The following is a 10,698-nucleotide window of genomic DNA, read 5'->3' as shown; positions in this document are numbered from 1 at the left end:
AACACGGCCAGCGCGATCAGCGCCTTGTCGGTGATCTGATCACCCCACGTCTCGGAGACCGCCGCGTCGCTGATCGCGCTGGCCGTGTTCTTGGTGCTGGTCGGCGTCTACATCATGGTGCGCTACGAGCGGTACATGGCCATCTCCGCGCTGACGACCATGGTGTTCGACCTCAGCGTCACCGCGGGGGTGTACTCGCTGGTCGGTTTCGAGGTCACGCCCGCCACCGTCATCGGCCTGCTGACGATTCTCGGCTTCTCCCTCTACGACACCGTCATCGTGTTCGACAAGGTCGAGGAGAACACCCACGGCTTCCAGCACACCACCCGGCGCACGTTCGCCGAGCAGGCCAACCTCGCGATCAACCAGACGTTCATGCGGTCCATCAACACCAGCCTGATCAGCGTGCTGCCGGTGCTCGCGCTGATGGTGGTGGCGGTGTGGCTGCTGGGCGTCGGCACGCTGAAGGACCTGGCGCTGGTGCAGCTGGTCGGCATCCTGGTCGGCACGTACTCGTCGATCTTCTTCGCCACGCCGCTGCTGGTCACGCTGCGCGAGCGCACCGAGCTGGTGCGCACCCACACCCGCCGCGTGACGCGGCGGCGCAGCCCCGGTTCACGCGCGGCGGCCGAGACCGCCGGTGACGACGACGCCGACACCGCCGGGGAAGCGAAAGAAGCGACGACGACGACGGCGGCCGAGCCGGCCAAGCCCGCGCCGAGCAAGCCGGCACCGGGAGCTCGCCCCGTGCGGCCGACCGGGACCCGGCGTCCCACCGGCAAGCGGAACGTCGGCCGGCGGTAGTCACCATGGCCACCAGCTACCGGGGAACTGGGGCCGGTCGTCGTAGCGTGCTGGTCGGCCGCCGAGCCCTGACGGGGTGGATCGGCGCCGGATTGGCGGTGGTGCTGGCGGCGGGTGTCACGCTGACGGCCTGTTCGGGCAGCGCCGCCTCCCAGATCGACTACGTGGTCGACGGCCCGCTGTCCACCTACAACACCAACACCGTCGTCGGCGCCGCATCGGCCGGGGCGCAGGCGTTCGCCCGCACGCTCACCGGGTTCAGCTATCACGGCCCCGACGGGCAGATCGTCGCCGACCGCGACTTCGGCACCGTGTCGGTGGTCGGCGGCACCCCCCTGGTGCTGGACTACCAGATCGCCGACAACGCCGTCTACTCCGACGGCAAGCCGGTGACCTGCGACGACATCGTGCTCGCCTGGGCGGCGCAGTCCGGCAGGTTTCCCGACTTCCACGCCGCCAACCAGGCCGGCTACCTCGACATCGCCAACGTCGAATGCATCCCCGGGCAGAAGAAGGCCCGGGTGTCGTTCATCCCGGACCGCGGCGTCGTCGACTACAACCAGCTGTTCACCGCGACCTCGTTGATGCCGTCGCACGTCATCGCCGACCAACTCAACGTCGACGTGACCGCGGCCCTGCTCAGCAACAACGGGCCGCTGGTGGCCCAGATCGCGAAGCTGTGGAACACCATCTGGGACCTCACGCCCGGGCTCCAAAAAGACGTGCTCGAAAAGCGTTTCCCGTCGTCGGGGCCGTACAAAATCGAATCCATCCTCGATGGCGGCGCGGTGGTGCTGGTCGCCAACGACCGGTGGTGGGGACCCAAGGCCATCACCAAGCGGGTCACCGTGTGGTCGCAGGGGCCCGACATCCAGGATCGGGTCAACAGCCGCAGCGTCGACGTGGTCGACGTCGCCGCGGGTTCGTCCGGCGCCCTGACCACACCCGATAACTATGAGCGCTCCGATGGCCCGTCGAGCGGCATCGAGCAGCTGATCTTCGCCCCGCAGGGTCCGCTGGCCGCGCCCAAGGCCCGGCGCGCGGTCGCGCTGTGCACGCCGCGCGACTCGCTGGCCAAGGACGCCGGGACGCCGATCGCCAACTCGCGCCTGGATCCGGCGATCGATGACGCCGTGTCGGCCGCCGACGGGGCGGGCGAGGCCGACGCGTTCGCCAAGGCCGATCCGGGCGCAGCGCGCGCCGCGCTGGGCGGTGCGCCGCTGACGGTGCGGATCGGCTACCAGGGACCCAACGCTCGGCTCGCGGTCAACGTCGGCGTCATCACCAAGGCGTGCGCCGCGGCCGGGATCACCGTTACCGGCGTCATCCTGGACAGCTCGGGGCCGCAGGCGCTCAAGGACGGCAAGATCGACGCGCTGCTGGCCAGCACCGGCGGGGCCACCGGCAGCGGGTCGACGGGGTCGTCGGCGCTGGATGCCTACGCGCTGCACACCGGCAACGGCAACAACCTGTCCGGATACAGCAACCCGCAGGTCGACAACGCGATCGGGGCGCTGGCGGTCTCGGCCGACGCCGCCGAGCGCGCCAGGCTGCTGACCGAGACCGCGCCGGTACTGTGGGGCGACATGCCCACCCTGCCGCTGTACCGGCAGCAGCGCACGCTGCTGACCTCGAAGAAGATGTACGCGGTGAGCAAGAACCCGACCCGCTGGGGCGCGGGCTGGAACATGGACCGATGGGCCCTGATCCAGTGAGGCTCCGATGACCAACCCCGCCGGGTTGATCGCGTCGCTGACGCGCAAGGTGGCCGATTTCCCCAAGCCGGGCGTCCAGTTCAAGGACCTCACCCCGGTGTTCGCGGACGCGACGGCGATGACCGCGATCACCGGCGCGCTGGCCGAGATCGCCTCGGGCGCCGATCTGGTGGCCGGCATCGAGGCCCGCGGGTTCCTGCTGGCCGCGGCCGTCGCCGAGCGGCTGCAGACCGGCGTGCTGGCCATCCGCAAGGCCGGGAAATTGCCGCCGCCGGTGCACGCCGAGACCTACGACCTGGAGTACGGCAGCGCCACGCTGGAGATTCCCGCCGACGGCCTGGACCTGCGGGGGCGCAACATCGCGATCATCGACGACGTGCTGGCCAGCGGTGGCACCCTGGCCGCCGCGGTCCGGCTGCTCGAGCGCGCCGGGGCGCACGTGACGACGGCCGCGGTGGTCTTCGAACTGAGCGCGCTGTGCGGCCGGGAAGCGGTCGCGCCATTGGCCGTGCACAGCCTGACTTGCGAGTAGCGCTCTCCCATTGGAGATATCCTCGAATTCGGAGGTGACCAACGTGGCGGAGGACAACAGCGCGGCGCAAGCGCTTGACGCGCCCACTAACGTCTCGGAGTCGCCGGCCATCACGCAGCCGATGGAGGTTCCGGAGCCCCCGACGGAGTCCCTGAAAACGTCGAGCAGCGCGTCGCGGCGGGTGCGGGCCAGGCTGGCCCGCCGGATGACCGCCCAGCGCAGCACCCTCAACCCGGTGCTCGAACCGCTGGTGGCGGTGCACCGGGAGATCTACCCGAAGGCCAACGTGTCGCTGCTGCAGCGGGCCTTCGAGGTCGCCGACTCCCGCCACGCCACCCAGTTACGCCATTCCGGGGACCCCTACATCACCCATCCGCTGGCCGTCGCCACCATTCTGGCCGAATTGGGCATGGACACCACGACTTTGGTGGCCGCGCTGTTGCACGACACCGTCGAGGACACCGGATACACGCTGGACGCCTTGAGCGAGGAATTCGGTGAAGAGGTGGGCCATCTGGTCGACGGCGTGACGAAACTGGACCGGGTGGTGCTGGGCAGTGCCGCCGAGGGCGAGACGATCCGCAAGATGATCACCGCGATGGCCCGCGATCCCCGCGTGCTGGTGATTAAGGTGGCCGACCGGCTGCACAACATGCGCACCATGCGGTTCCTGCCGCCGGAGAAGCAGGCGCGCAAGGCCCGCGAGACGCTGGAAGTCATTGCGCCCCTTGCGCATCGGCTCGGGATGGCCAGCGTCAAATGGGAACTGGAAGACCTGTCGTTCGCGATCCTGCACCCCAAGAAGTACGACGAGATCGTGCGGCTGGTCGCCGGGCGTGCGCCGTCGCGCGACACCTATCTGGCCAAGGTCCGCGCCGAGATCGTCAACACGCTGAGCGCGTCGAAGATCAAGGCGACGGTGGAGGGCCGGCCCAAGCACTACTGGTCGATCTACCAGAAGATGATCGTCAAGGGCCGCGACTTCGACGACATCCACGACCTGGTCGGCATCCGCATCCTGTGCGACGAGATCCGCGACTGCTATGCCGCCGTCGGCGTGGTGCACTCGCTGTGGCAGCCGATGGCGGGGCGGTTCAAGGACTACATCGCCCAGCCGAGATACGGGGTGTACCAGTCGTTGCACACCACCGTGGTGGGGCCGGAAGGCAAGCCGCTGGAAGTGCAGATCCGCACCCGCGACATGCACCGGACCGCCGAATACGGCATCGCCGCGCACTGGCGTTACAAGGAAGCCAAGGGGCGCAACGGCGTTCCGCATCCGCACGCCGCCGCGGAGATCGACGACATGGCCTGGATGCGTCAGCTGCTCGACTGGCAACGGGAGGCCGCGGACCCGGGCGAGTTCCTCGAGTCACTGCGTTATGACCTTGCGGTACAAGAGATCTTCGTGTTCACCCCGAAGGGTGACGTCATCACCCTGCCCAACGGCTCCACGCCGGTGGACTTCGCCTACGCGGTGCACACCGAGGTCGGCCACCGCTGCATCGGCGCCCGGGTCAACGGTCGGCTGGTGGCGCTGGAGCGCAAGCTGGAAAACGGGGAAGTCGTCGAGGTTTTCACCTCCAAGGCGGCCAACGCCGGGCCGTCGCGGGACTGGCAGCAATTCGTGGTCTCGCCGCGCGCCAAGGCCAAGATCCGGCAGTGGTTCGCCAAGGAGCGCCGCGAGGAGGCGCTCGAATCCGGCAAGGACGCCATGGCCCGCGAGGTCCGCCGGGGCGGACTTCCGTTGCAGCGCTTGGTCAATGGCGAAACGCTCGCGGCGGTGGCCCGCGAGCTGCACTACACCGACGTCTCCGCGCTCTACACCGCGATCGGTGAGGGCCACGTGTCGGCCCGGCACGTCGTGCAGCGGCTGCTGGCCGAGCTCGGCGGCATCGACCAGGCCGAGGAGGACCTCGCCGAACGCTCCACGCCGACAACGATGTTGCGCCGCCCGCGCAGCAGCGACGACGTCGGCGTCTCGGTGCCCGGTGCGCCGGGTGTGCTGACCAAGCTGGCGAAGTGCTGCACCCCGGTGCCCGGCGACCAGATCATGGGGTTCGTCACCCGCGGCGGTGGGGTGAGCGTGCACCGCACCGACTGCACCAACGCCGCCTCGCTGCAGCAGCAGTCCGAGCGGATCATCGAAGTGCATTGGGCGCCTTCGCCGTCGTCGGTGTTTCTGGTGGCCATCCAGGTCGAGGCGCTCGACCGGCACCGGCTGCTCTCGGACGTCACCCGGGTGCTGGCCGACGAGAAGGTCAACATCTTGTCCGCGTCGGTGACCACTTCCGGTGACCGGGTTGCGATCAGCCGCTTCACCTTTGAGATGGGCGACCCCAAGCATCTCGGCCACCTGCTCAACGTCGTGCGCAACGTCGAAGGCGTGTACGACGTCTACCGCGTGACGTCCGCGGCCTAAGCCCTAGCTCAGCCGCACCGAGGTGATCTTCACCGGGTTGGTGGGCGCGCCGCTCTGCCGATTGCCGGCGATACCGGCCCGGGCGATCTTGTCCAGGGTGGCCAGCCCCGCCTGGTCGATGGTGCCCAGCACCGTGCTCTGCGGTTCCATCTCGGAATCCTGGAAGATCAAGGCGAATTGGCTGCCGTTGGTGTTGGGTCCCTCGGTGGCCATGACGATGGTGCCGCGCGGATACACCACCGTCGCGCGCAGCGCGGGGTCGTCGGGCTTGTATTGGTCGGCGGGGTACTCGTCGGCGAATTCGTAACCGGGGCCACCGGATCCGTCCACCTCGGGGCCGCCGCACAACAGCGACCCGCCATCGGGCGAGCTGATCAACCGGGCGCATTGGGTGTTGTCGAAGAATTGCTGCTTGACCAGGCTGATGAAGCTGTTCACCGTGCACGGCGACTCGGAATTGGCGAGCTGGATCGCGATGTCACCGACGTTGGTGGAGATGACGGCGCCGATCTGCGGGGGAGTGGTCGACACCCGGCCCGACGGGGGCGGGTTCACCGGCCGGCTGACCGGATCGGGCACGGACCGGTACTGGCAGTCGGCACCCAGGTCGGGCGGCGGTGCGAACGCCGGCAGCGGCGGCGCCGTCGCCGACGCCGGGCCACTGGAACCGGGGTTGGATCCGGTCCTGCCGGGCGCCCGGGCCCGGGTCTGGGTGGAGGATGCCGCGCTGTCCGCGGAGCCGTGACTCTGGGTCACCAACGCGAAGACCAGCGCCGCCACCGCCGCCAGCGCCAGCGCCGACGCGCCGACGATGCCCACCAGCAAACGCCTGGAATGCGTTGGGCGGTCGGGTGCTTGCCGCGGATCCGGGCTGCCGCCGGGCTGCGGTGGCGGTGCCGGCGGGGCGAAGCCGACCGGTCCCGTCGCCGGGCTCGGCAGCGCGGCCCTGGCGGCCTCGGCGAGCTCCATCGCCGTCTGATACCGCTGTTCGGGGTCCTTGACCATGCCCCGGGCGACGACCGCGTCGAAGGCCGCGGGCACCTCGGGCGCGATCGCCGACGGTCGCGGCGGCGGGGCGTTCAGGTGCGCGTTGAGCTGTTCTTCGAGGCTGTCGCCCGCGAATGGGCGCTTGCCGGTCAGGCACTCGTGCAGCACGCAGGCCAACGAGTAGACGTCGGCACGATGATCGGTTTTGCCCTTGAAGCGCTCGGGCGCCATGTAGGCGACGGTGCCCATCGTGGCGCCGGTCTGCGTGAGCTGAGTGTCGGCCTCCGCGCGGGCAAGGCCGAAGTCGATCAGGTAGACGAAGTTGCGCGCGGTGGTGATCAAGATGTTCATCGGCTTGATGTCGCGGTGGATCAAGCCCGCCTGTCGCGCGCTATCCAGCGCTGCCGCAACCTGTTCGATGACCGCTACCGTCTGCTCCGGGCTGAGCCGGCCGCCGCTTTCGGCGATGTAGTGCGACAGGTCGCGGCCCTCGATCAGTCGCATGTCGACGTAGAGCCGGCCGTCGATTTCGCCGTAGCCGTGAATCGGCACCACGTGCGGGTCGGTGAGGCCGGCCGCGATGCGGGCCTCACGGCGGAAACGCTGCTGGAAGTCCTGATCCTCGGCCAGATGCGGCGGGAGCACTTTGAGCGCCACCACCCGGTCTGTGGTCGCGTCGTAGGCCCGGTAGACCCGGCCCATGCCGCCGCGTCCCAACAGGTCCAGTATTCGGTAATGGCCGAATGTGTCCGGATCCAGATTCACCCAACGACCATAAGCCGTCGGCGGTGCACGTCGGGCGAATCCCGCCGATCAGAGGGCGTTTCGCGCCCGGCGCACGCGCCGCGCTTGCGATCGGCGCTAGTCGAGCAGCAGCGAGGTGATGGTCACCTCGGTCGCGGGGGCGCCGTCTTCACCGCCGCCGGCGACGCCGGCCTTGGCGATCTTGTCCAATGTGGCCAGGCCGTCGGGCTGGATGGTGCCGAACACGGTGTATTGCGGCGGCAGCTGGGAGTCCTTGTATACCAGGAAGAATTGGCTGCCGTTGGTGCCGGGCCCGGCGTTGGCCATGGCCAGCGTGCCGCGCGGATAGAGGACGGGCTCCTGCGCCTTGGGGTCGTTCGGCGGGTACTGGTCGGTCGGGTACTCGTTGGCGAATTGATAGCCCGGACCGCCGGTGCCCTCGCCCTTGGGGTCGCCGCACTGCAGCACGCCCAGGCCCTGGGAGGTGGTCAACCGGTGGCATTTGGTGTTGTCGAAGTATTTCTGGCCGATCAGGCTCGCGAAACTGTTGACCGTGCAGGGTGATTCGTTGTTCGCCAGCATCAGGCCGATGTGGCCCTGATTGGTCACCATGCTGGCGCTCACCTGGGCCGGATCGGTCGGCACCTTGCCGGTTCGCGGCGGCTTGACCTGCTTGGCGGCCGGCTCGGGGGAGGCCGGGTACTGACAGTTGGCGCCCAGGTCGGCCGACGGCTTGAACGGCGGCAGCGGCGCGGCGTTCGGGGTCGGCCCCGCGGGGGTCGTGGACTCCGGTGAGCTGGTGCTGCTGGTGGTCGTTGACGCCGCGGTGTTGCTCTTGTGGTCGTGCTTGGTGTTGACGATCGTGATCACCACCGCCACGATCACGGCCACGGCGACGATCGAGGCGGCCGCGATCAGCACGATCCGGCGCGTCTTGGCTTGCTTCGCGCGCCTCTCCAGCTGCCGTTCGAGCTTGCGTTTGGCGTTGGCGCGTCGCTGTTCGTTGGTCGGCACGGCCGCTATGCCTCCATGCTTGTGAAGTCGGAGTCCCGTAGACGGGTGAGGTGCCAGCTCAGGCTAATGTGGGCGCCGCGACTCGTGTCAAGTGGGGCCCGTGGGAAACTGGGAAGCGTGTTGATCACCGGATTCCCCGCCGGCATGTTGCAGTGCAACTGCTACGTGGTGGCCGAACGGCCTGGGACGGACGCCGTCATCGTGGATCCGGGACAGCGGGTGATGGGCGCGCTGCGCAACATCCTGGACAAGAACCGGTTGACGCCGGCCGCGGTGCTGCTCACCCACGGCCACATCGACCACATGTGGTCGGCGCAGAAGGTGTCCGACACCTACGGTTGCCCGACCTACATCCATCCCGAGGACAGGTTCATGCTCACCGACCCGATCTACGGCCTGGGCCCGCGCCTGGCGCAGATGGTCGCGGGCGCGTTCTGGCGGGAGCCCAAGCAGGTCGTCGAGTTGGACCGCGACGGCGACAAGCTGGACCTGGGCAGCGTGACCGTCAACGTCGACCACACGCCCGGGCACACCCGGGGATCGGTGATCTTTCGGGTCGACGGGGGGACGAAGGACGGGAAAGACTTGGTGTTCACCGGTGACACGCTCTTCGAGCGCGCGGTGGGGCGCACCGACCTGTTCGGCGGCAGCGGCCGCGACCTGCTGACCTCGATCGTCGACAAGCTGCTGGTGCTCGATGACGACACCGTGGTGCTGCCCGGGCACGGCAACTCCACCACCATCGGCGCCGAGCGCCGCCTCAACCCGTTCCTCGAAGGCCTGTAGCCCGTGCCGGAGTTCGCTGCGCCCAAGGGCGTGCCCGACTATGTCCCGCCGGACTCGGCGCAATTCGTCGCGGTGCGCGACGGCCTGCTGGGTGCCGCCCGCCGGGCCGGCTACGGCGATATCGAGCTGCCCATCTTCGAGGACACGGCGCTGTTCGCCCGCGGCGTCGGTGAGTCCACCGACGTGGTGTCCAAGGAGATGTACACGTTCGCCGACCGCGGCGACCGCTCGGTGACGCTGCGGCCCGAGGGCACCGCCGGGGTGGTGCGTGCGGTCATCGAGCACGGGCTGGACCGCGGCGCGCTGCCGGTCAAACTCTGTTACGCGGGGCCGTTTTTCCGCTACGAGCGTCCGCAGGCCGGCCGCTATCGCCAGCTGCAGCAGGTCGGAGTGGAGGCGATCGGCGTCGACGACCCGGCCCTGGACGCCGAGGTGATCGCCATTGCCGACGCCGGTTTCCGTTCGCTCGGGCTCGACGGCTTCCGCCTGGAGATCACCTCGCTGGGCGATGACAGCTGCCGCCCGCAGTACCGGGAACTGTTGCAGGAGTTCCTCTTTGGTCTCGACCTGGACGAGGAGACCCGGCGCCGGGCGCAGCTCAATCCGCTGCGAGTGCTCGACGACAAGCGGCCGGAGGTGCGCGCCATGACGGCCGCAGCGCCGGTGCTGCTCGATCACCTGTCCGACGCGGCCAAGCAGCACTTCGACACCGTGCTGGCGCATCTGGACGCGATGGGCGTGCCTTACGTCATCAACCCGCGCATGGTCCGCGGGCTGGACTACTACACCAAGACGACCTTCGAGTTCGTGCACGACGGACTGGGCGCGCAGTCCGGCATCGGTGGTGGTGGTCGCTACGACGGCCTGATGCGCCAGTTGGGCGGACAAGACCTGTCCGGCATCGGGTTTGGGCTCGGGGTGGACCGCACGCTGCTGGCGCTGCGCGCCGAGGGAAAAAGTGCGGGGGAGGCCGCGCGCTGCGAGGTGTTCGGCGTGCCGCTGAGCGAGCAGGCCAAGTTGCGCCTGGCGGTGCTGGCCGCGCAGTTGCGCGGCGGCGGTGTGCGCGTCGACATGGCCTACGGCGACCGCGGACTCAAGGGCGCGATGCGCGCGGCCGACCGCTCGGGCGCCCGGATCGCGTTGGTCCTCGGCGACCGCGATCTCGAGTCCGGCACGGTCGGGGTGAAGGATCTCGGGACCGGGGAGCAGGTCCCCGTCGCGCTGGATTCCGTTGTCGACGAGGTGCTCGGGCGGCTCAGCCGCTAACTTGTCGCCCGCGCTGCTTTAATCGAACACATGTTCGAAGAGGTGCGGGCGCGGTTCGACGAGCTCATCGAGCGCCAATACCCGTCGGCGACGCCGGTGTCGGTGGGGCTGTTGGAGCGGATCGGCGGCGCCGCGCGGGCGGAGAATCGGGCGGCGGCCGCGCTGTTGGTGGCGATTGGTGAGTTGTTCGCCTATCGGTTGTCGCGGTGTGCCGAGACCGAGGAGTGGGCGATCGACACCGAGGCGGCGGTGGGTGCGGAGGTGGCCGCCGAGCTGCGGATCAGCCAGGGCCTGGCCGCGAGCCGGGTGCGGTACGCGCGGGCGATGCGGGAACGGTTGCCGAAGGTGGGTGCGGTGTTCAAGTCCGGGGATATCGACTTTCGGATGTTTGCCACCTTGGTGTTTCGTACGGACCTGATCACCGACCC

General features: G+C 69.1%; 8 protein-coding genes and 1 pseudogene. 7 read left to right on the top strand and 2 right to left on the bottom strand.

The annotated features are described in order from the left end of the window. Positions 1 to 57: 57 nt before the first annotated feature. The 4 genes and pseudogenes from secF to A5622_RS26080 form a co-directional block, all read left to right on the top strand. Positions 58 to 804 (top strand): annotated as a pseudogene (secF, locus tag A5622_RS26095) (protein translocase subunit SecF); the annotation flags it as partial. A gap of 5 nt (positions 805 to 809) precedes the next feature. Then, positions 810 to 2,519, top strand: a complete 1,710-nt coding sequence (locus A5622_RS26090) for an ABC transporter substrate-binding protein (protein ID WP_066882150.1) — start codon at positions 810 to 812, stop codon at positions 2,517 to 2,519. Between the two features lie 7 nt (positions 2,520 to 2,526). Next, a complete protein-coding gene (locus A5622_RS26085) occupies positions 2,527 to 3,051 on the top strand; it encodes an adenine phosphoribosyltransferase (RefSeq protein ID WP_066882148.1) in 525 nt (174 codons plus the stop codon). A gap of 43 nt (positions 3,052 to 3,094) precedes the next feature. Next, positions 3,095 to 5,473 (top strand): bifunctional (p)ppGpp synthetase/guanosine-3',5'-bis(diphosphate) 3'-pyrophosphohydrolase, encoded by a 2,379-nt coding sequence (locus A5622_RS26080; protein ID WP_066861064.1) that lies wholly within the window; start codon positions 3,095 to 3,097, stop codon positions 5,471 to 5,473. Positions 5,474 to 5,476: 3 nt separating this feature from the next. Here the strand turns inward: A5622_RS26080 and A5622_RS26075 are convergent, their stop codons facing one another. Together A5622_RS26075 and A5622_RS26070 are read right to left on the bottom strand one after the other, a co-directional pair. Then, complete coding sequence (locus tag A5622_RS26075; RefSeq protein WP_066882145.1) at positions 5,477 to 7,225, bottom strand: protein kinase; 1,749 nt, start codon at positions 7,223 to 7,225, stop codon at positions 5,477 to 5,479. A gap of 96 nt (positions 7,226 to 7,321) precedes the next feature. Then, the gene (locus A5622_RS26070; protein ID WP_066861044.1) at positions 7,322 to 8,218 is read right to left on the bottom strand and encodes a peptidylprolyl isomerase; all 897 of its coding nucleotides are present in this window, start codon (positions 8,216 to 8,218) and stop codon (positions 7,322 to 7,324) included. A 117-nt stretch (positions 8,219 to 8,335) separates the two neighbouring features. On the opposite strand from A5622_RS26070, the gene A5622_RS26065 reads away from it, so the two are divergent. The 3 genes from A5622_RS26065 to A5622_RS26055 all read left to right on the top strand — a co-directional run. After that, positions 8,336 to 9,004 carry an MBL fold metallo-hydrolase gene (locus tag A5622_RS26065; RefSeq protein ID WP_066861041.1) on the top strand — a complete coding sequence of 223 codons (669 nt, stop codon included), beginning with the start codon at positions 8,336 to 8,338 and terminating at the stop codon, positions 9,002 to 9,004. Between the two features lie 3 nt (positions 9,005 to 9,007). Further along, positions 9,008 to 10,270 carry a histidine--tRNA ligase gene (hisS, locus tag A5622_RS26060; protein WP_066882143.1) on the top strand — a complete coding sequence of 421 codons (1,263 nt, stop codon included), beginning with the start codon at positions 9,008 to 9,010 and terminating at the stop codon, positions 10,268 to 10,270. A 30-nt stretch (positions 10,271 to 10,300) separates the two neighbouring features. Beyond that, the coding region (locus A5622_RS26055) for a DUF222 domain-containing protein (RefSeq protein ID WP_156753097.1) at positions 10,301 to 10,698 on the top strand (398 nt) is incomplete at its 3' end.

This window comes from Mycobacterium sp. 1245801.1 (assembly GCF_001673055.1).
Classification (GTDB): domain Bacteria; phylum Actinomycetota; class Actinomycetes; order Mycobacteriales; family Mycobacteriaceae; genus Mycobacterium; species Mycobacterium europaeum_A.
The sequence above is the reverse complement of the archived record's forward strand: the minus strand, read 5'-3'. Positions and strand labels throughout refer to the sequence as shown.